Origin of the sequence: Halopseudomonas sabulinigri (assembly GCF_900105255.1) — a bacterium.
Lineage (GTDB): Bacteria > Pseudomonadota > Gammaproteobacteria > Pseudomonadales > Pseudomonadaceae > Halopseudomonas > Halopseudomonas sabulinigri.
The window spans coordinates 3,420,001-3,441,114 of sequence record NZ_LT629763.1 but is presented as its reverse complement, the minus strand read 5'-3'; the positions used below and the strand labels follow the sequence as shown (position 1 = coordinate 3,441,114).

The window sequence follows — 21,114 nt, the reverse complement described above, 5'->3', positions numbered from 1 at the left end:
TGCACGGTGCCGGTGGTGCTGTCGGCCGCCGCCACATCAGATAAAGAGGTGTTCTGCGGCGCGCGCTCCGCCGCATTGCCGGTCAGGGCAAAAAGCTCTTGCGCCAGCGCCAGCGCTTCCACGCGCCCCTGGGCGCTCATCTGCTTGAGCTGCACGCTGGGGTCATGCAGCAACTTGTTGGTCAGGCCCCGGGCCATCTCAGCCAGCACCAGCGCCGGATCAATCCCCCGCTCCAGTTTTTGCTGCGCCTTGAGCAGCTCCTGGTCGCGCAACTGCTCGGCCTTGTTGCGGTAATCGCGCAGCACATCCACCGCCGCCAGCGCGCGCAGGCGCTGCATGAAATCATCGGTGCCAACCTCAATAAGACGCTCGGCGGCGTTGGCCGCGCCCTGGCGTGAGCGCAGATTCTCTTCGATCACCTGGTGCAGGTCGTCCACGCTGTAAAGATAGACATCGGCCAGGTCACCCACTTCGGGCTCAATGTCGCGCGGCACGGCGATATCCACCATGAACATCGGCTTGTGCTTGCGCTGCTTGAGTGCCCGCTCGACCGCCCCCTTGCCCAGAATCGGCAACGGACTGGCAGTCGAACTGATGATCACGTCGCATTGCGCCAACACATCGGGAATCTGATTGAGCACAATCGACTGACCACCCAAGGGCTCGCTGAGCACCGCCGCGCGCTCCAGTGTGCGGTTGGCAACGATGATCTTGCCCACACCCTGATCGTATAGATGGCGCGCCACCAGGCCGATGGTCTCGCCAGCGCCGATCAACAGCGCGGTGCTGCGGCGCAGATCGGAAAAGATCTGTTTGGCCAGACTGACCGCAGCGAAGGCGACCGAGACCGGGTTTTCGCCAATACGGGTGTCGGTGCGCACCTGCTTGGCCATGCTGAAGGTACTCTGGAACAATCGATCCAGATGGGGGCCCAGGGTTCCGGCGGTGCGCGCGGCCTGCCAGGCATCTTTCATCTGCCCGAGGATTTGCGGCTCGCCCAGTACCATGGAGTCGAGTCCGGCCGCGACCCGCATCATGTGATTGACCGCGCCGGCCTCCTGATGCAAATAGCTGCAGCGGCGTACCTCGTCTGCGGTCATACCATGGAAGGCGGCGACCCAGGCGACCAGGCTTTCGGCGTCCAGCTGATCCTGCGCGCAGTACAGCTCGGTGCGGTTGCAGGTAGAGAGAATGGCCACTTCCTGGGTGCCCGTCTCGTCGCGCAGACGTTGCAGCGCATCCGGCAGCTGCTCAGGCGCAAACGACAGGCGCTCGCGCACCTCCACGCCTGCGGTCTTGTGATTGATGCCCAATGCGATAAAACCCATGGTGCCTCATGATGCCGGAACGAAACGACTGCCAAAGGGACTAATTGTCCTATGTTACCCCGCGCCAATCAATTGCCGCTTGGCAACCGACGCTGCGCAGTGGAGCGGCAATTCGCCGCGGACACCGCACTTTTGCCCCGCACACCCTGCCGAGTATGGGTTTGCGGCACATCCTGTGTCATGATGAAAACCGCTTGGCGGTCAGCTCGCGAGCACCGTTGCAGCCCACCCCCGCGGCGGCAAATGAGGTTCCGATGACTGGTTCGGCAGCTCCCCAATCGCAGCGTATGAGAGTGTCTATGAAGGCTTCGTTTACCCCGCCCCCCTTATTGTTGCTCATGGGCGGGCTACTGGTCGGTGGCTGCACCGCCCTATCCAAACCGGAACCCGCGCCGCAACCGCCAGCTCAGGTGGTTGAAGCACCGGCTGAACCGATCGAGTACGGCCAGTTCCGTCAAGACACCTTGTTCGACCTGCTGACCGCCGAAATTGCCGGCCAGCGCAACCGTTTCGACATCGCCCTCGACAACTACCTGCATCAGGCCCGCGAAACCCGCGACCCTGGCGTGACCGAACGCGCCATGCGGGTGGCGGAGTTTCTCGGCGCCGAAAAGCCTGCGCTCGACATGGCCCAACTCTGGGTCGAGCTGGATGGCAGCAATCCTGAAGCCCTGCGCTCCGCAGCCATACACCTGGCTCGCACCGGACAGCATGAGCAGGCGATGGACATGATGCAGCGCGCCCTGGACCTGCACGGCGAGACACATTTCGACTTCCTCGCACTGGCCGCCGCAGAAAGCGACGCCCCCACCCGCGAAGCCTTGCTGGAAAGCCTGACGCAGATGCTGGAGCGCCACCCGGACAACACCCAACTGGTATTCGCCAAGGCGCTGTTACTGCAGCAAGCGGGTCGCGAAGACGAGGCCCTGTCACTGCTGGAGAACCATCGTGGCACCGACGCAGCGCCAGCCGCCATACTGCTGCACAGCCGCCTGGTGGTGGAGCAGGACCCCGACCGCGCCGAACAGATACTTTATAGCGGGCTGGAATCCTTTCCTGATGACACGCGCATGCGTCTGCTGTTGGCTCGCATGCTGGTGACCTCTGGTGACTACCGCGCCGCCAGCACCCAATACGCCAAGCTGGTGCAGGACAACCCCGAGGACCCGGACCTGCGCCTCTCGTTAGGTCTGATCTATCTTGAACTGGACCAGCCCACCGAGGCGGTCGAGCAGTTGCAGCAAGTGCTGCTGGTCAGCCCCGACAACAATACCGCGCGCTACCATCTGGGTAACGCGCAGCTGGCGGCGGGCCAACCCGAGGCAGCGCTGAAAACCTGGCAGCAGATCGACAGCGGCAACGAACTGCTGACCTCACGCCTGCAGATCAGTCAGCTGCTGTTCAGGCAGGGCCAGCTTGAGGAGCTGGGCAGCCAGCTGCAACAGGACCGGGAAGACTACCCGCAGCACGCCCTGACGTTCTACCAGATAGAAATCGAAGCCCTTAGCGGCCAACCCGAAAAAGCCATGCAGAGCACCAACGCAGCCCTGCAGGCGTATCCGCTGGAAAGCAGCCTGCTGTATACCCGCGCCATGCTGCATGACCAACTGGGCAACCCCGCCGGAACCGAAGAGGATCTACGCACTATATTGGCGCGCGAGCCCGACAACGCCATGGCGCTCAACGCTCTGGGCTACACCCTGGCTGACCGCAATGAGCGCCTGGATGAGGCCCTGAGCATGCTGCAACGCGCCGCCGCACTCGAACCCGACGACCCGGCAGTGCGCGACAGCCTCGGCTGGGTATACTACCGCCTGGGCGATCTGGAGCGCGCCGAGCAACTGCTGCGCGGCGCCTTTGCCGAGTTTCCCGACCAGGAGGTCGCCGCTCACCTTGGCGAAGTACTCTGGCGTCAGGGGAACAAAAAAGAAGCCCGCAAAGTCTGGAAACAGGGACTGGAGCAAAGCCCTGACAGCGACCTGATTCCCGCCACCCGCAACCGCCTTGAAGCCGAATGACTGGAACCCGAATAAATATGTCCCTGCTGCGCACCCTGCCTCTCCTGCTGCTGACGCTCACGCTAGGCGCCTGTAGCAGCCTGCATCAACGTGAAACCCTGGAGCTGGGCGGCGACGCCCAGGCCTGGAAGACCCACCGTCAGCAGGTAGAACCCATTCGCAGCTGGGAACTGCAGGGCAAGCTGGGCGTTCGCGCACCTGGCGAGTCCGGCAGCGGCACCCTGTTTTGGCTACAACGTAACGACTACTACGATATTCGCCTGTCCGGCCCACTCGGTCGGGGTGCTACCCGCATTCAGGGTGATGACCAGCAGACCACCCTGGAAGTCGCCGGACGCCAACCGGTCAGCGCCGCGTCAGCTGAAGCGCTGCTGGAGCAGCAAATCGGCTGGCGCCTGCCGGTCGAGCACTTGCTCTGGTGGGTGCGCGGCCTACCCGCACCCGACGCCGCCAGCCGCCTGCAACTGGATACCCACAGTCGGCTCGCCCGGCTTAGCCAAAGCGGCTGGACAGTCGAATACAGCCGCTACCAGCAAGTCGGCGATGTTGAGCTACCACAGCGCCTGCAAATCTCTGGGCACGACCTGCTGTTGACCCTGGTGGTCACCGACTGGAAGCCACGCCTGCCTGAATGAACCGCAACGAATGAACACCACAGTGAACTCCGCCGAACTCAGTCTGCCGGCTCCGGCAAAGCTCAATCTGTTTTTGCACATCACCGGCCGCCGCGCGGACGGCTACCATACCCTGCAGACGCTATTTCAGTTTGTCGACCACGGCGACACCCTGCACTTCAGTACGCGCAGCGACGGCCAGATCAACCTGCACAGTGAATTGGCCGGCGTAGCCGCCGAGGACAACCTCATAGTGCGCGCCGCGCGACTGCTGCAACAGGCCACCGGAACCCACCTGGGCGCCGACATTCAGCTCGACAAGCGCCTGCCCATGGGCGGCGGCCTTGGTGGTGGCAGCTCTGATGCCGCAAGCACTCTGGTTGGCCTCAATCACCTGTGGCAAACCGGCCTAAACGAAGACCAGCTGGCCGAGATCGGCATTACCCTGGGCGCCGACGTGCCTGTATTCGTGCGTGGCAAAGCGGCCTGGGCCGAGGGCGTGGGCGAGCAACTGACGCCGGTGGAGCTAGACGAACCCTGGTATCTGGTGGTTATTCCCACTTGCTCGGTCAGCACCGCAGAGATTTTTTCCGATCAGAGGTTGACGCGCGACACCCCGCCCATTACATTAGCGGCCTTCCGTGAGCACGGTGGTCGGAATGACTGCTTGCCGGTTGTTGCAGCGCGTTACTCTGAAATTCGTAACACGTTGATCTTGCTAAACAATTATTGTGAGGCTAAGATGACCGGGACTGGCAGTTGCTTATTTGGGGCCTTCCCAAATGAACGCGAAGCTGATAAAGTTCGCGCCCGGTTGCCAGCCACACTGCGAAGCTTTGTTGCCAAGGGTTGTAACGTTTCACCGTTACATCAATTGATCAGCAAGTAAGCACAAGGATGCAGCCGTGCATCCGGACAGTTACAGGGGCGTAGCCAAGCGGTAAGGCAGCAGGTTTTGATCCTGCCATGCGTTGGTTCGAATCCAGCCGCCCCTGCCATTTTCTCTCCGGCAGCAATCAAGACAGCGTGATCCACGTCTGATCTGGTTGATGCTTTCGGCATTCCAGACGTGAATCCACAATCGCAAAGACCACTACCCAAAAAAGGTAATGCTGCGTGTCCAAGATGATGGTATTCACGGGGAACGCCAACCCCGATCTGGCACGACGCGTCGTGCGTCAATTGCACATTCCCCTCGGCGATGCCACGGTTGGCCGCTTCAGCGACGGCGAAGTCAATGTCGAACTGAACGAGAATGTGCGCGGCAAGGACGTCTTCATCCTGCAGCCCACCTGCGCACCCACCAACGACAATCTGATGGAGCTGGTAGTGATGGCCGACGCCCTGCGTCGCTCCTCCGCCTCACGCATCACTGCCGTTGTGCCTTATTTTGGGTACGCCCGCCAGGATCGCCGCCCGCGCTCTGCGCGTGTTGCCATCAGCGCCAAGGTAGTAGCCGACATGCTCGACACCGTCGGTGTTGATCGTCTGCTCACCGTTGACCTGCACGCTGACCAGATCCAGGGCTTTTTCGACATCCCGGTCGACAACATTTATGGCTCGCCAGTACTGATCGACGATATCCAGGATCAACGCTTCGACAACCTGATGATTGTCTCCCCCGACATCGGCGGCGTAGTCCGCGCCCGTGCCGTGGCCAAGAGCCTGGGTGTGGATCTGGCGATCATCGACAAGCGTCGCCCCAAGGCGAACCAGTCTGAAGTGATGCACATCATCGGTGACATCGAAGGCCGCAACTGCGTGCTGGTCGACGACATGGTCGACACCGCCGGCACTCTTTGCCATGCAGCCAAGGCATTGAAAGATCACGGCGCGGCCCAGGTATTCGCCTACTGCACGCACCCGATCCTGTCTGGCAAGGCCATCGAGAACATCAGCAATTCGGTGCTGGACCAGCTGGTAGTGACCAACACTATCCCGCTCTCCCCGGCTGCCGCCGCCTGCGATCGTATTCGCCAGCTCGACATGGCACCCGTAGTTGCCGAAGCCATGCGCCGTATCAGCAACGAAGAATCCATCAGCGCGATGTTCCGTTAAGGGCAGCACGCTGATTCAACGACCCGACCACTAACGGCCGGGTTTTCATCAATCATCCGACGCGCTGGTCGCAAGTGCCCGGATGTTTTTGCAAGGAGACTACACATGGTCGACTTCTCTCTGAATGCGAATACCCGTGACGACCTGGGGAAAGGTGCGAGCCGCCGCCTGCGTCGTAACGACGGTCTGGTGCCAGCTATCGTTTACGGTGGCAACAAAGAGCCGCAGAGCATTTCCATCGCTGCGCGCGAACTGAACAAGGCCCTGGAAAACGAAGCTTTCTACTCCCACGTCATCAAGCTGTCGGTTGACGGCAAGAAAGAAGACGTGCTGCTGAAAGCACTGCAGCGTCACCCCGCCAAGCCGCGCATCATGCATGCCGACTTCCTGCGCGTGGTTGCAGGTCACGAAGTGACCGTTCACGTTCCCCTGCACTTCATCAACGAAGACAACTGTGTCGGCGTCAAGAAGAGCGGCGGCGTGATCTCTCACACCATGACCGACGTTGAAGTAACCTGCCTGCCGAAAGACCTGCCCGAGTTCATCGAAGTGGACATGGCCGGTGTTGACCTGGGCGACATCGTTCACCTGTCCAACCTGAAGCTGCCGAAGGGCGTTGCCGTTCCTGCGCTGGCGCAGGGCGCTGACCACGATCTGCCGGTTGCCAACGTACACGCTGCACGCGTAGCCGTTGAATCCGAAGACGCTCCGGCGGCTGACGAAGGTGAGGAGTCTGCGGAGTAATCTCCCGCCTGACTCGAGAGGGGCGCCCGTTGTGACGCAGGGAATCAAGTTAATCGTAGGGCTGGGTAATCCTGGCCCGGAATATGACCTGACCCGCCACAACGCTGGCGCCCTTTTTATTGAGCGGCTGGCCGACAAGTACAACGTCAGCCTGCGCGCTGAAAGCAAGTTTTTCGGCCTGACCGGCCGTCTGGTCCTTGACGGCCAGGACATTCGTCTGTTGATCCCCACCACCTTCATGAACCGCAGCGGTCAAGCTGTTGCCGCACTGGCCAGCTTCTATCGCATTGCGCCGGAAGAAATCCTGGTTGCCCACGATGAACTCGACCTGCCCCCCGGCGTGGTCAAGTGCAAAAAAGGCGGCGGCCACGGTGGTCACAACGGACTGCGCGACATCATCGCCCAACTGGGCAACCAGAATACCTTTCATCGCCTGCGCCTTGGCATTGGCCATCCCGGCCATAGCTCGCAGGTGACCGGCTTTGTACTGGGCCGGGCGCCCAAAGCCGAACTGGAAGCGTTGGACGCCTGCATCGATGAAGCCATCCGCGAGTTGCCCGGCATCAGCCAGGGCCAGTGGTCCGGTGTCATGCAACGCCTGCACAGTTTCAAAGCCTGAATCAATTTGCGCCGCCAAACACGGCAGAGGACATCACTATGGGTTTCAATTGCGGTATTGTCGGACTGCCCAACGTCGGCAAATCCACGCTGTTCAATGCGCTGACCAAATCCGGTATTGCGGCAGAGAACTTCCCTTTCTGCACCATTGAGCCAAACAGCGGCATCGTTGCCATGCCTGACCCACGCCTGGACGCCCTCGCCGCTATCGTCAATCCGCAAAAAGTGCTGCCGACGACCATGGAGTTCGTCGACATCGCCGGCCTGGTAGAAGGTGCCTCCAAAGGCGAAGGCCTGGGGAACAAGTTTCTCGCCAACATCCGCGAGACCGATGCGATCGCCCACGTAGTGCGCTGCTTTGAAGACGAGAACGTCATCCACGTCGCCAACAGCGTCGACCCCAAGCGCGATATCGAGATCATCGATCTGGAACTGATCTTTGCCGACCTCGACAGCTGCGAGAAGCAGCTCTACCGCGTCAGCCGCAACGCCAAGGGTGGCGATAAAGAGGCCATTGCCCAGAAGGCCTTGCTGGAAAAACTGATCCCTCACTTCAGCGAAGGCAAGCCCGCACGCACGTTGCTGAAGACGTTCAGCCCGGAAGAGCGCGCCACCGTACGCCAGTTCCACCTGCTGACCGTCAAGCCGGTGATGTACATCGCCAACGTGTCGGAAGAAGGCTTCGAGAACAACCCGCTGCTGGATGTAGTGAAAGCGATCGCCGCCGAAGAAGACGCCATCGTGGTGCCTGTGTGCAACAAGATTGAAGCAGAAATTGCCGAGCTGGATGACGACGAGGAGAAGCAGATGTTCCTCGAAACTATGGGCATGGACGAACCAGGCCTGAACCGTGTTATCCGCGCCGGTTATGAGCTGCTGGGCCTGCAGACCTATTTCACCGCCGGTGTTAAGGAAGTACGCGCCTGGACCGTTAAGATTGGCGCCACTGCCCCCCAGGCCGCCGGCGTGATCCATACCGACTTCGAGAAAGGGTTTATTCGCGCCGAAGTCACCGCCTATGACGACTTCATCAAGTACAACGGTGAAAGTGGTGCCAAGGAAGCCGGCAAGTGGCGCCTGGAAGGCAAGGAGTACATCGTCAAGGATGGCGATGTGGTGCACTTCCGCTTCAACGTTTAAACGCCAGCCCGCAGACAAAAGCCCCCGGCGCACCCCAGGTGCCCGGGGGCTTTTTTGTTCCGGGCTGCTATCTGGCGTATTCCAGTCTTCCCGCGACATACACCTGCTGCACCTGCACATCAGTCAGCGCCCCCCAGCCACCTCGTAGGGGTTTGCCGAGACGATCTGCAGATCTGCCCATTTACCCACTTCCAGACTGCCCGCCTCACTATCAATACCCAACTGATACGCCGCATTGATGGTCATCGCGCGCAACGCCTGGCGCACGTCAATCGCCTGCGCAGCATTCAGCACCCGACCGCTGTCGGTCTGCCGCGTAATAGCCGTGCGCAGCGCCGACCAGACCTGCACATTGCGCTGATGGCAAAAGCCCGACAGGTCGTGCGCACCGTTAAATACCGCCGATAACGTTGGATGCTCGTGCGCGCCAACAAAGCCCGGCAGTAACGCACCGCCTGGAAGATCAATCATCACAGTGCGCTGCTGCATTACTTGATCCAGCCCGCCGACCGCCACAATAACGCCGTCGCGCACGGCCAGCGCCTGCACAACCGCACCCGCGTTGTTCACTGTCAGAATCGGGCCGCCGTAAAAGATCAACTCCTGTCCGGCCGGTCGCCAACTCAGCATTCAACTACCGATCGCCAACAGCGTCAGTATCAGGCCAGCCCAGCGCTTCTTTATGCGCATAGTCGCTCTACCGGGTTATTTTTGTTCCGGCGTTGTACGGGGCACAACACCAGCGCAAGTACGCCAATGCTGCCAAAGGTGGTTCAGCCGAGTTCCGTACTTCCGACCGCAACAATCCCAATCACGTGCCATAATTCTTTTACTCAACGCTCTTTGAACGGCTCAACCATGCGCATACGCAAGAAAACCCTTGTAGTCAGCCTGCTGATAGCCGGCTTTCTCTATGTAGTCGTAGGCTTTCTGCTGATTCCGGCCATTGTGCTGCACACCGCCAATAGCCAACTGGCCAAGCTGGCAACCGTACCCGCCCACCTTAGCCGCGTTGAATTCAACCCATTCAGCATGGAACTGACACTCTGGGGCCTGCATATTGGCGAAGCCGACGCGCCCCAACTGGCGTTCCGCCGGCTGTATGTCAATGCCGAACTCGACAGCCTCTGGGGCGGCGCCGTGCATCTGGCAGACGCAGAATTGGAGCGCGCCCACGGTGAAATCCTGTTCGCCCAGGACGGCACTTTCAATCTCGCCCAACTGTTTGTTCTGCCGGACAGCGCTGAGCCCGAACCCGAGCAGGCGGACAAGCGCGTATTTCCGCTGCGTCTCGACCGCCTCGAGTTGATCAGCAACAGCTTGCACTTTGTTGACCAACGCCCCAGCGAGCCGGTCGAGTTTGGCTACGACGCCCTCTCGCTCGAACTCAACAACCTCAGCACCCTGCCGGACGACCGTGCGCAGATGTCGCTGACCGCCAGCGGCCCCTTTGGGGCCAGGCTGGACTGGCAGGGGGAGGCCACGCTGGTGCCCATCACCTCGAAGGGCTCATTGCGTATTCAGGAGGTGCACCTCGATACCTTCTGGCCCTATGTACGCGACCAATTCGCCCTGGACCTGACCGACGGCGTTTTGAATGCCAGCACCGACTATCAGCTCGACCTCTCCGAGCGTACCGACTTTAAGCTGAGCAATGCCCAATTGGCGCTGACGCAGTTTGGTATCGACGCCCAGGCACAACCCCGCGTACGAGTGCCGCAGCTGGCTATTCGCAACGCATCGCTTGATCTGGTTAAGCAGCAGGCCAGCATTGAGCAAATCAGCAGCCAGCAACTGGAGCTCTGGGCCGCGCGCGAGGCGGACGGCCAGATCGACCTGCTGGCCTTGCTGCAGCGCCAAAGCCCCACCCCCAACCCGGCAACGCCAGCCGAGGAAGACCCGAGCCAACAACAAAGCACCCGACAAACCCGCGCTGCCGAGGAAGCCGAGGCGCAGGACGTACCGCAAGCCGACTCCCGCGCTGCCGAGCCCGCCACTTCGGAGCCACCTGCACCAACGGAGCCCTCGACCAGTCAACCTTGGCAACTGCAGATTGCCCAGGCCGATCTGAAAGACTACCAACTGCATTTGATCGACCAGGTACCGGCGCAAGATGTCGCGCTGGAGATAGGCCCGCTCAACCTCAGCATCCGCGACTTTGACAGTCTCGGCCTGAAACCCTTTGATCTGAGCCTGGATACCGGCCTGAACAATGGCGGGCAGCTGTCTGCCAAGGGCCAGGTCAGCCTGCAACCGCTTGGCGCTGAGCTGCAGGTGATCACCAGCAACATTGACCTGCTTCTGGCACGGCCTTACGTCGAGCCACGGGTACGCATCCAGTTACGCAGCGGTAAAGCGCACAGTGATCTCAAGGTATCCCTGGGCAACGTCAGCCCACTGCAGTTGACCGTCAGCGGCGATGCCGAGGTCAGCCAACTGCACCTGGTCGATGCGGAGCGCAAGCGCGACTTGCTCAAGTGGCAACAGCTGACACTCAGTGGCCTCCGTTACACCGACAACAGCTTGAGCATCGAACAGATAGCTCTCCAGCAGCCCTACGCACGCTTCATCATCAACGAAGACCTGACCACCAACTTCAGCGGTCTGCTGATCGAGCAACCCGGCCAGCCAGCCACGTCCGGCAACAGCGACCCCATGAGCATTCGCATTGGCGGCATCAGCTTGCGCGATGGCTCGGCCAACTTTGCCGACTTCAGCCTGCGTCCCAACTTTGCGACCGCCATAGGCCAACTCAATGGCCGCATCGGCACCCTCGACAATCAGAGCAGCAAGTCTGCGAGCGTCGATGTCACCGGTAAGGTGGATCGCTACGCGCCGGTCAGTATCAAAGGCAGCCTGACGCCGTTCGACCCGCTCAATAGCCTCGACATCGCAACCCGCTTCCGCAATGTCGAACTCACCACACTGACGCCCTACTCCGGCAAGTTTGCCGGTTACCGTATCCGCAAAGGCCGACTCAACCTGGACCTGCACTATCAGATCGAGAAGGGCCAATTGACCGCGCAAAACAAAGTCCTGCTGGAAGGCCTGCAGCTGGGGGAGAGGGTCGATAGTCCGGATGCGGTGGATTTACCGGTTCGCCTCGCCGTGGCTCTGCTGAAAGACACCAAAGGCAATATCGATATTGAACTGCCCGTCTCTGGCAATCTGGAAGATCCGCAGTTCAGCGTGATGCCGATTGTCTGGCAAACGCTACGCAATCTTGCGTTACGCGCCGTACAGGCACCCTTCAAGTTCATCGCCGGCCTGGTCGGCGGCAGCGATGAAGATCTCAGTGAAGTCACCTTCGCGGCCGGTAGCAACAACCTGGACGCCGCGGCGCAAAGCAACCTGAACACCCTTGCCAGTGCCCTGCAGGAGCGCCCGGTACTGACGCTGGAAATCGAAGGCATGAGCTCCGCCGAAGCCGACGGCCCAATCCTGGCTGCGGCGCGGCTGAACGGCGAATACCAGGAGATACAGTTCAAATCCCTGCAGGCCATGGGCGAAAAGGTGCCCGCCTCTCCCGAGCTGCTGGAAATTGACGACGATGACAAGCCCCCCCTGCTTGAAGGAATCTACCGTGCGCGCATGAAACAGCAGCCACCGGCAGACTGGGCCGGGCTCGACCGCGAGGAGCGCGCGGCAAAAATGGAGCAGGCGCTGCTCGAGCTGTGGAGCCGCAGCGATCTGTTGCTGCGCAGACTCGCGCAAAGCCGCGCCGCCGAAATCAAGGCTTATCTGGTCGATAGCGCTGACCTGGATGCACAACGTATCTACCTGGTTGATGTCGGCAAAACCGAACCCACAGCAGACACCAAAGTTGCCACGGCGCTGCACCTGGGAAGCCAGTAAGCCATTGATCGCTGCTCATCGGCGCAAAAAGTTAACCGGTTGAAATGGCAGTTAAAAAATACACAATCAGGCTTGACAAACCAGGCGCGGAAATGAATAATGCGCAGCCTCGGATGGCTACATAGCTCAGCTGGTTAGAGCACAGCATTCATAATGCTGGGGTCCCTGGTTCAAGTCCAGGTGTAGCCACCAACGATTTCAAAGGCTTAGCTTCGGCTAGGCCTTTTTTTTATTTCAGCCCCTTATCCCTGCAACAGGCCAAGACGCGCCAAAACACCCTCGGCCACTCGTTCAGTCGTTTTCGCACCAAAATCCACACCCTCTGCCTCCTGCAGAAAACCCTCCACTGCATTTTCTAGGCGCGCGGCTTCATCGGGTAAATTCCAGTGATAGCGCAGCAAGAGCGCAGCACTGAGAAGTGCGGCGATGGGGCTGGCTCGGCCGCTGCCGGCGATATCCGGGGCGCTGCCGTGGACTGGCTCGGCGAGGGCTATACCCTTGCCCCAATTGAGGGATGGCGCGGTGGCCAGGCCGCCAGACCAATAGCTGGCCAGGTCAGACAGAATGTCACCAAAGAGGTTGGTGGTGACCAGCAAATCAAAGTTCTGCGGCTGCTCGACCAGTTGCAGTGCTGCGACGTCGACCAGTCGTTCGTCAACCTGCTCGCCCAGCCCCTGCTCTTCCAGTACCGCGCGGCAAGTATCGCGGAACAGGCCACAGGTGAGCGGCAGAACGTTGGCCTTGTGCACCAGGGTAATACGTTTGGAGCGTCGTTGCCGGGCCACCTCGGCTGCGCGCTGCGCCAGGGTTTCGCAGGCCTGTCGACTGATCTTCCGCTCGGCGATGGCCTGATCCGGCGAGGCCATGTGCTCACGGCCAATGTATAGCCCTTCGCTGTTCTCGCGCAGTATTAGCAGGTCTACTCCTGGCCTTGGCGAGATACCCGGCCAACTGCGGACTGGGCGAAGATTGACCGAGAGATCAAGTTGCTGCCGCAACGTGAGAATCGCACTGCGATACCCGGGCACAGCGTGCGCGGGAGACTGCACAGCACCAAAAAGACCGGCTCCGCAATCGCGCATAACCTCCAGGGTGCGTTCGGGTACAGCGCAACCGTGCTCAACAAAACAGCCCCAGCCCGCCTGCGCTTCGACTACCTGCAAGTCGGGCAGCAGGATCCGTAACGCAGCCACCGCAACAGGCGTCACCTCAACGCCGATGCCGTCACCGGGAATGACGCAAAGTTTTCTCATGGCCGTTTACGCGCTGGCCGCGTGGCGAGTACCAGCCCGCTGAAGGTCAGTGCGCCGCCCAGCAGGTGAAACCAATGCAGTTGTTCACCTAATAACAGCACGCTGAGCAAGGCGGCAAATACGGGCATCAGATAACTGAACAGCGAGGCGGTGGCAGGGCCCAATACCCGAACGCCGTTATTCCAGGCGAGATAAGCCACCAGTGAAGCCATCACCGCGGTGTAACCAACGGCACCAAGCGTAACCAACGTGATGGGCATGGCGCCGCTATGGCTGTATTCCCAGAGATAAAACGGCAATAGCAACGGCACGCCACACAACAACATGGCGGCGAGCAGCGTGAGGCCGGGCAGCGGCACCATCCATCGGCGCAAGAGCACCGAGTACAACCCCCAGGTGAGCACAGCCAGCAGCATGATTAAGTCGCCAGGGTTGAACGACAGCTGCGCAAGCCGCTGCAGATCGCCAGTACTGAGAATCACCATCAGACCGCTGAACGACAACAGCGTCCCACCCAACGTCTGCAGCGTTGGCCACTGGCGCAGCAAAATGATTGACCAGATAAAAGCCGCAACCGGCAAGCCGGTATTGACCAGCGTAATATTGATTGCCGTGGTGGTTTGCGCGGCCATATACAGCAACGTGTTGTAGGAGGAGATGCTCAGCGCGGCCAGCGCAGCGATCTGCCACCAATGCTGACGCAGCAGCGCACGCTGTTGCCACAGGCTGCGCGCGGTGAAGGGCAACAGCAGCAACAGTGCAGTACTCCAACGCCAGAACGACAGTCCAATTGGGGGCAACTGACCCGCTGTTGCGCGCGCCACCAGCGCGTTGCCGGCCCAAGCCAGCGTACAAATGATCAAGCCAGCAATGGCCCAGCCTCGCGCCGACAACGTCAAACCAGCACTCCAAACACCTTCAACATGCCGCTACACCTTGCCTAGAGAAAAACCACCGGCGGCCTGACAACCAAGAAACGACACAGAGGAAAGCGCCCCTACTCGATCAATGAGTAGGCCATCACCAAAGCGTCTTCGCGGCCACCGACCGCTGGATAATAGTTGCGCCGCCGGCCTATCTCGTTGAAGCCAAAGCGCTCGTACAGCGCCGCCGCACTGCGATTGGATTCCCGCACCTCCAGAAAGGTAACTTCCGCATCCCGTGCGCGCGCGCGCCCCATGAGATGTTCAAGCAAGGCATAGCCGTAGCCATTGCCCTGACTCTCCGGCTTGATAGTGATATTGAGCAGGTGCGACTCACCAGCCGCTGCGGACACAACGCCATGCCCGACCTGCTGCAGCCCACAGAAAGCCATCCAGCACTCGTGGCCAGACTTGATGCAATCAAGGAAAATACCGCGTGTCCAGGGATGGCTGAAAGCGGCGAACTCGACTGCCAATACTGCATCCAGGTCAGACTCCTGCATTGCGCGAAAAGACAACACCGTCATACCTGCCCCTGCCAGCGTGACTTAATTCGACGAAGCTGTGCCCAAAGCGCTGCCTTGCCCGCAGGAGAACGCAGCAACACCTCAAGATCGGGCGCGAACCACGCCGCTGGCAGATTTTCCAGCGCAACGTCACGGCCTAGCAGCTGATCCAGGGCACTCAGATCATTTTCGACCAGCAGCCCGGTCGCAGGACCAAAGCATCCAAGAGAAACGCACTCATGCTCTTCCAGCCGCCCCTGCATGAAGGCGAGCAGCCCACGGTGCGCGGCGGCTGCACTGCGATCAAGCTGAGGGTTACGGCTAAGCGGCCAGCGGAAATCAGCCAGTAATCGAGGTCTCGGCGGCAGCCCCACCGCGCGTAAAATGTCTTGCAACAGGTGAAACGCAGGGGTGGCACTTTCCATGCCCGGTTCCGGCGCTTCAGTCAGCAATGCGCAGGGGCCAGCAAGCCACAGCTGAAGGTAGAACGGCTCAATCGCGGGAGCTTTCGGCACTAGCGCTTCTGCCGCTCGCGTTTCTACAACCGGCAAAGGAGGCTCGGAGGCTTTACCTGCCCGTAATTGCTGCACCACAGCCGCTGCACGGGCCGCAACCGGTGCCGGCGTGACGATATCAGACACTACTCGCGAGCTGGCCGGCGCGGTGGCTGAGGCCGACTCAATAGCGATATCAGTCTCAGCAGACGCGGCCAGCGCGGGGATGCTGTAGGGCAGACGTGACGGTACGTCCTGCAGCGCTTGCCGTGGCACCCAGTTGGTAACGCCCATGGCCTCAAGATAAGCTAGCCTTGCTTGCTCTTGCATTACACGTCCGCCGCCTGTGGATGGGCGCGGTAGGCCCCTTCGCGCATGAGGTTGAGGGCATTGATGTAGGCCTTGGCAGAGGCCACGACAATATCGGTATCGGCGCCGTTGCCGTTGACGATACGCCCGCTTTTCTCCAGTCGTACCGTGACCTCGCCCTGCGAGTCGGTACCCTGGGTGATCGCGTTGACCGAGTAAAGCTGCAAACTGGCATTGGAATTCATGATTTGCTCAATTGCCTTGAAGGTCGCGTCCACTGGACCGGAGCCGTCTGCACGCGCCTCCTGCTCTACACCGTCGATACTCAACTGCACCGCTGCATGCGGCACCTCACCCATGCAGGAGGCCACTTCAAGGTGTATCAGCCGAATATGCTCGACCACCTCGGTGAGCGTGTCGGTTACCAGTGCTTGCAGGTCCTCATCGAATATCTCGTGCTTGCGATCAGCCAGTTGCTTGAAACGGGCAAAGGCGGCGTTCAGTGCTTCACCGCTCAACTCCATGCCAAGTTCCTCAAGGCGCGAGCGAAAGGCGTTCCGGCCTGAGAGTTTGCCCAGCGACAATTTGTTGGTATGCCAGCCGACCGATTGCGCACTCATGATTTCATAGGTCTCGCGATGCTTGAGTACGCCGTCCTGATGAATACCCGACTCATGCGCAAACGCATTGGCGCCCACAATGGCCTTGTTTGGTTGCACCGGAAAGCCGGTAATACCCGAAACCAGCCGTGATGCAGGCAGGATGTTCTCGGTAACAATTCCGGTATGCACACCTAACAGGTCCTGACGGGTTTTGATCGCCATGACGATCTCTTCTAGCGCGGCGTTGCCAGCGCGTTCGCCCAATCCGTTTATGGTGCATTCAACCTGGCGCGCTCCAGCCGTGACCGCCGCCAGCGAATTTGCCACAGCGAGCCCCAGGTCATTGTGGCAATGCACCGAAAACACGGCCTTGTCCGCATTGGGTACGCGGGTAATGATCTGCCGAATGGTCTCGGCAAATTGGTGCGGTATCGCGTAGCCAACGGTATCGGGAATATTGATGGTGCGAGCACCGGCGTCGATCGCTGCCTCGATGATGCGGCAGAGAAAGTCGATTTCCGAACGCCCGGCATCCTCACAGGAGAACTCGACATCGGCGCAAAGATTGCGCGCACGCTTGACCGCGCGAACAGCCTGCTCGACCACCTGGTCAGGCGGTAGGCGCAGCTTGTGCTCCATGTGAATTGGGCTGGTCGCGATAAAGGTATGAATGCGACCGGCATTAGCACCGGCGAGCGCCTCGGCGGCGCGATCAATGTCGGCGTCGACTGCACGAGAAAGGCTGCAAACGATGCTGTCCTGAATGCTGTCAGCAATCGCCTTCACCGCATCAAAATCACCGGGACTGGCGATCGCAAAACCCGCCTCAATAACATCCACTTTGAGTTTTTCCAACGCCCGGGCGATACGCAGCTTTTCGTCCTTGGTCATGGATGCACCAGGGCTCTGCTCGCCGTCGCGCAGCGTGGTATCAAAGATATACACCCGATCCTGACTCATCTTTAGACTCCTTCTGCGAAGATCGCTATTGGCAACCACTGGCTATACGCGTTTGGGCGTTTCAATCAGCCCGCTACTATACCTCATCAACCCACCGCCCTGTGAGAACTCGGCGCGCCGCACTCACCGCCGCTTATGGTGTAACAACAGCACAACAAAAGTATCCTTCCTTAGTATCAGCTTGAGACTTATTCTGTCGCTTCGCCCTAATAACAGTGCCGTCCTGCTGAAGCCGCGCAGAGAACGGTTCGTCTGATTTGCATAACAAGCAGGAGACTGGATGTATGTTTGACCGTCACTTTCCCGTGTGGCCCGATCAAGTACCCAAGCAGCTTGAACTGCCCGCCACCAACCTGTTCCACAACATCACCGTCTCCGCACTACGCTTTCCAGACCATCCCGCCATCCATTACTACGGTAGCAATATCAGCTATAGCCAGCTGCTGAATCAGGCTGAACGTCTGGCTGGCTACCTGCAACAGATTGGCGTGCAAGCGGGCGATCGCGTGCTGCTATACATGCAGAATAGCCCACAGTACATCATCGGTTACTTTGCGATCCTCCGCGCCAACGCCGTGGTTGTACCGGTCAACCCAATGAACCGCACTGCGGAGCTGGCCTACCTGATCGAAGACACCCAGGCGCCGGTTGCTTTGTGCGCACAGGAGCTCAGCGAGTTTGTGGCGCCGCACGTGGGTAACGGTGTTCTGAAGGAGGCTATCGTCACCGCGTACAGTGAGTATGTCGTTGAACCCACTGACCTCGCCCTGCCCGATGCAGTAGCAGCACCTACTGAACCGCTGCAGCAAGCCGGCCTTACCTCTTGGCAGAGCGCGCTGCAAGCCAACGTTCAGCCTGGCGCTTTGACCGCGGGCCCGAAGGACCTCTGCGTCATTCCCTACAGTTCCGGCACTACGGGCAACCCCAAGGGCTGCGTACACACGCATCACAGTGTAATGGCGACGACCGTCTATGGCGCTGCCTGGGTCAATACCCAGCACAGCTGCATCCACCTGGTGTCGGTCCCGATGTTCCATGTGACCGGTATGCAGTCTTGCATGAACTCAACGCTGTACGCCGGCGGCACGCTGGTGGTCATGACCCGTTGGGATCGCAAGGTCGCCGCCAAGCTGATCCAGCGATTGAAAATCAACACCTGGCGCAACATTTCCACCATGGTGGTCGACATGCTGTCGGACCCGGACATCGATCAGTACGATATCAGCTCATTGACCGGTATCGGCGGTGGCGGAGCCGCCATGCCCGCAGCGGTAGCCGCAAAGCTGCAGGAAAAGACGGGATTGATTTATATGGAAGGGTACGGTCTCTCCGAAACCATCGCCGCCACCCACGTCAACCCGCCGCACGCGTGCAAGGCGCAGTGCCTAGGCATTCCGTTCATCGGCGTTGATTCACGGGTTATCGACGTGGAGACATTAAAAGAGGTAGAGCCAGGCGTAACCGGTGAAATCATCATGCGCGGTGAGCAGATCTTCCAAGGTTACTGGAACCGCCCTGATGCCACCGAAGAAGCCTTTGTTGAAGTCGATGGCGAACGCTTTTTCCGCTCAGGCGATCTCGGTTACTACGACGAAGAAGGTTACTTCTTCCTCGTCGACCGCGTTAAGCGGATGATCAACGCCTCTGGTTTCAAGGTGTGGCCTGCGGAAGTTGAATCACTGATGTACGCGCATCCCGCCATTCAGGAAGTCTGCATCATTTCCGTACCTCATGAACGCCGTGGCGAGACCGTCAAAGCCGTTGTCGTGCTGAGTGCAGGTCAGCAGGGCACCACTGAGCAGGACATAATCAACTGGTGCCAGGACAACATGGCTGCCTACAAGTGTCCGCAGATCGTCGAATTCGCCGACAGCATCCCCAAATCACCCACCGGCAAGATCATGTGGCGTCATTTGCAGGATATCGAGTGGGGCCGCGCCGAGGCCTAAACCTTGAAGCATTACAAAAAGAGCGCCCCTTGTTTGTGCGCTCTTTTTTATTGTCTGCGCGCAACCGCGACAACACTCAAGCAGCGCTTCACCGCGAGCCAAGCTGACAGCGGCTTCCAATTACCACTACTGAGCAAGCCTTCGTCCGTGCAGGGCGTGCCGCGAGCTGCAGGCTGCGCCCTAACAAGCGCGGCTCACCGCCGCTCCTGTTCATAGCCGGTAGGCGCGAGTCCAGAGCACCTTGCGCGCTTCAGCTATTCAAGGCCAGTCGTTGTCGTTAGCTAGTAGAGCGCAGGGATAAGGCAGTGACCGCTTCGCGGCGCAGAAGGTCCCTTGAGAATGAAAAAGGAGACCAAAGCCTCCTTTTTTCAGTCATCAGAAGTTGTAACGTACGCCAGCAGACAACAAGTCCACATCATAGGCGTCTGCAACGTCGTTATAACGCTCAGACTCAGCAACAACCTCAAAGGTAGGTCTCTTGAGCTTGCCGGCCTAGCACGGCCTTTTCTCCCGCCCAAAGTAAAACCCCCGATCTGTTTCCAGATCGGGGGTTTTGGTATAAGCGCTTGACGATGACCTACTCTCACATGGGGAGACCCCACACTACCATCGGCGATGCATCGTTTCACTTCTGAGTTCGGGATGGGATCAGGTGGTTCCAATGCTCTATTGTCGTCAAGCAATTCGTTACTGCCCGGCGAGCCGAACAGCTTAAAAGCTTGAATAGGTGATAGAAGAACGGTAAGTCGTAATCTCGACAAGTTCTAGAATTGTCATTCTGTGTGCCTGATAACACCAGATTGCTTGGGTGTTATATGGTCAAGCCACACGGGCAATTAGTATTGGTTAGCTCAACGCCTCACAGCGCTTACACACCCAACCTATCAACGTCGTAGTCTTCGACGGCCCTTTAGGGGAGTCAAGCTCCCAGTGAGATCTCATCTTGAGGCAAGTTTCCCGCTTAGATGCTTTCAGCGGTTATCTTTTCCGAACGTAGCTACCCGGCAATGCATCTGGCGATACAACCGGAACACCAGGGGTTCGTCCATCCCGGTCCTCTCGTACTAAGGACAGCCCCTCTCAAATCTCAAACGTCCACGGCAGATAGGGACCGAACTGTCTCACGACGTTCTAAACCCAGCTCGCGTACCACTTTAAATGGCGAACAGCCATACCCTTGGGACCGGCTTCAGCCCCAGGATGTGATGAGCCGACATCGAGGTGCCAAACACCGCCGTCGATATGAACTCTTGGGCGGTATCAGCCTGTTATCCCCGGAGTACCTTTTATCCGTTGAGCGATGGCCCTTCCATACAGAACCACCGGATCACTAAGACCTACTTTCGTACCTGCTCGACGTGTTGGTCTCGCAGTCAAGCGCGCTTTTGCCTTTATACTCTACGCACGATTTCCGACCGTGCTGAGCGCACCTTCGTACTCCTCCGTTACTCTTTGGGAGGAGACCGCCCCAGTCAAACTACCCACCATACACTGTCCTCGATCCGGATAACGGACCAGAGTTAGAACCTCAAAGTTGCCAGGGTGGTATTTCAAGGTTGGCTCCACGCAGACTGGCGTCCACGCTTCGAAGCCTCCCACCTATCCTACACAAGCAAATTCAAAGTCCAGTGCAAAGCTATAGTAAAGGTTCACGGGGTCTTTCCGTCTAGCCGCGGATACACTGCATCTTCACAGCGATTTCAATTTCACTGAGTCTCGGGTGGAGACAGCGCCGCCATCATT

15 protein-coding genes, 2 tRNA genes, 2 rRNA genes and 1 pseudogene (1 of these 20 only partly in view) are annotated in these 21,114 nt (G+C 59.4%); 11 read left to right on the top strand and 9 right to left on the bottom strand.

The features are described 5' to 3' along the window. Window positions 1–53 precede the first annotated feature (53 nt). Window positions 54–1,328: pseudogene (hemA, locus tag BLU26_RS15600) on the bottom strand (glutamyl-tRNA reductase); the annotation flags it as partial. A 299-nt stretch (window positions 1,329–1,627) separates the two neighbouring features. Here hemA and BLU26_RS15595 point away from each other — a divergent pair. From BLU26_RS15595 to ychF, 8 genes are all read left to right on the top strand, one after another. After that, window positions 1,628–3,346 carry a tetratricopeptide repeat protein gene (locus tag BLU26_RS15595; RefSeq protein WP_172830662.1) on the top strand — a complete coding sequence of 573 codons (1,719 nt, stop codon included), beginning with the start codon at window positions 1,628–1,630 and terminating at the stop codon, window positions 3,344–3,346. A 17-nt stretch (window positions 3,347–3,363) separates the two neighbouring features. After that, window positions 3,364–3,981, top strand: a complete 618-nt coding sequence (gene lolB, locus BLU26_RS15590) for a lipoprotein insertase outer membrane protein LolB (RefSeq protein WP_092287777.1) — start codon at window positions 3,364–3,366, stop codon at window positions 3,979–3,981. Between the two features lie 10 nt (window positions 3,982–3,991). Continuing rightward, on the top strand, window positions 3,992–4,849 hold the full coding sequence (gene ispE / locus BLU26_RS15585; RefSeq protein WP_092287776.1) for a 4-(cytidine 5'-diphospho)-2-C-methyl-D-erythritol kinase: 858 nt from the start codon (window positions 3,992–3,994) through the stop codon (window positions 4,847–4,849). A gap of 34 nt (window positions 4,850–4,883) precedes the next feature. After that, window positions 4,884–4,958, top strand: a tRNA-Gln gene (locus BLU26_RS15580). A gap of 118 nt (window positions 4,959–5,076) precedes the next feature. Then, window positions 5,077–6,018 carry a ribose-phosphate pyrophosphokinase gene (locus tag BLU26_RS15575; protein ID WP_092287775.1) on the top strand — a complete coding sequence of 314 codons (942 nt, stop codon included), beginning with the start codon at window positions 5,077–5,079 and terminating at the stop codon, window positions 6,016–6,018. A 105-nt stretch (window positions 6,019–6,123) separates the two neighbouring features. After that, window positions 6,124–6,762 (top strand): 50S ribosomal protein L25/general stress protein Ctc, encoded by a 639-nt coding sequence (locus tag BLU26_RS15570; RefSeq protein ID WP_092287774.1) that lies wholly within the window; start codon window positions 6,124–6,126, stop codon window positions 6,760–6,762. 31 nt (window positions 6,763–6,793) lie between these two features. Then, window positions 6,794–7,381 carry an aminoacyl-tRNA hydrolase gene (gene pth, locus BLU26_RS15565; RefSeq protein ID WP_231701962.1) on the top strand — a complete coding sequence of 196 codons (588 nt, stop codon included), beginning with the start codon at window positions 6,794–6,796 and terminating at the stop codon, window positions 7,379–7,381. 38 nt (window positions 7,382–7,419) lie between these two features. Next, window positions 7,420–8,520 (top strand): redox-regulated ATPase YchF, encoded by a 1,101-nt coding sequence (ychF, locus tag BLU26_RS15560; RefSeq protein ID WP_092287773.1) that lies wholly within the window; start codon window positions 7,420–7,422, stop codon window positions 8,518–8,520. 123 nt (window positions 8,521–8,643) lie between these two features. Here the strand turns inward: ychF and BLU26_RS15555 are convergent, their stop codons facing one another. Beyond that, entirely contained in the window at window positions 8,644–9,150 is a 507-nt protein-coding gene (locus BLU26_RS15555) for an amidohydrolase family protein (RefSeq protein WP_157719379.1), read from the bottom strand. A 228-nt stretch (window positions 9,151–9,378) separates the two neighbouring features. On the opposite strand from BLU26_RS15555, the gene BLU26_RS15550 reads away from it, so the two are divergent. Further along, a complete protein-coding gene (locus BLU26_RS15550) occupies window positions 9,379–12,375 on the top strand; it encodes a DUF748 domain-containing protein (RefSeq protein ID WP_092287771.1) in 2,997 nt (998 codons plus the stop codon). Window positions 12,376–12,490: 115 nt separating this feature from the next. Beyond that, window positions 12,491–12,567, top strand: a tRNA-Met gene (locus BLU26_RS15545). 50 nt (window positions 12,568–12,617) lie between these two features. Here the strand turns inward: BLU26_RS15545 and BLU26_RS15540 are convergent. From BLU26_RS15540 to BLU26_RS15520, 5 genes are all read right to left on the bottom strand, one after another. Continuing rightward, entirely contained in the window at window positions 12,618–13,628 is a 1,011-nt protein-coding gene (locus tag BLU26_RS15540; protein WP_092287770.1) for an isocitrate/isopropylmalate dehydrogenase family protein, read from the bottom strand. Continuing rightward, window positions 13,625–14,521 carry a DMT family transporter gene (locus BLU26_RS15535; protein ID WP_092288521.1) on the bottom strand — a complete coding sequence of 299 codons (897 nt, stop codon included), beginning with the start codon at window positions 14,519–14,521 and terminating at the stop codon, window positions 13,625–13,627. Before BLU26_RS15535 ends, BLU26_RS15540 begins: the two co-directional genes overlap by 4 nt. Window positions 14,522–14,625: 104 nt before the next feature. After that, window positions 14,626–15,078, bottom strand: coding sequence for a ribosomal protein S18-alanine N-acetyltransferase (rimI, locus tag BLU26_RS15530; protein ID WP_092287769.1), 453 nt, complete (start codon window positions 15,076–15,078; stop codon window positions 14,626–14,628). After that, window positions 15,075–15,881 (bottom strand): hypothetical protein, encoded by an 807-nt coding sequence (locus BLU26_RS15525; RefSeq protein ID WP_092287768.1) that lies wholly within the window; start codon window positions 15,879–15,881, stop codon window positions 15,075–15,077. The genes rimI and BLU26_RS15525 overlap by 4 nt, the downstream gene beginning before the upstream one ends. Then, window positions 15,881–17,422, bottom strand: a complete 1,542-nt coding sequence (locus tag BLU26_RS15520) for a 2-isopropylmalate synthase (protein ID WP_092287767.1) — start codon at window positions 17,420–17,422, stop codon at window positions 15,881–15,883. Before BLU26_RS15520 ends, BLU26_RS15525 begins: the two co-directional genes overlap by 1 nt. Window positions 17,423–17,706: 284 nt before the next feature. Between BLU26_RS15520 and BLU26_RS15515 the strand changes: the two genes are divergently transcribed. Next, on the top strand, window positions 17,707–19,371 hold the full coding sequence (locus BLU26_RS15515) for a long-chain-fatty-acid--CoA ligase (RefSeq protein ID WP_092287766.1): 1,665 nt from the start codon (window positions 17,707–17,709) through the stop codon (window positions 19,369–19,371). A gap of 564 nt (window positions 19,372–19,935) precedes the next feature. Here the strand turns inward: BLU26_RS15515 and rrf are convergent. Both rrf and BLU26_RS15505 read right to left on the bottom strand, forming a co-directional pair. Further along, window positions 19,936–20,051, bottom strand: a 5S ribosomal RNA gene (gene rrf, locus BLU26_RS15510). A 135-nt stretch (window positions 20,052–20,186) separates the two neighbouring features. Next, a 23S ribosomal RNA gene (locus BLU26_RS15505) occupies window positions 20,187–21,114 on the bottom strand (it continues 1,961 nt past the right edge of the window).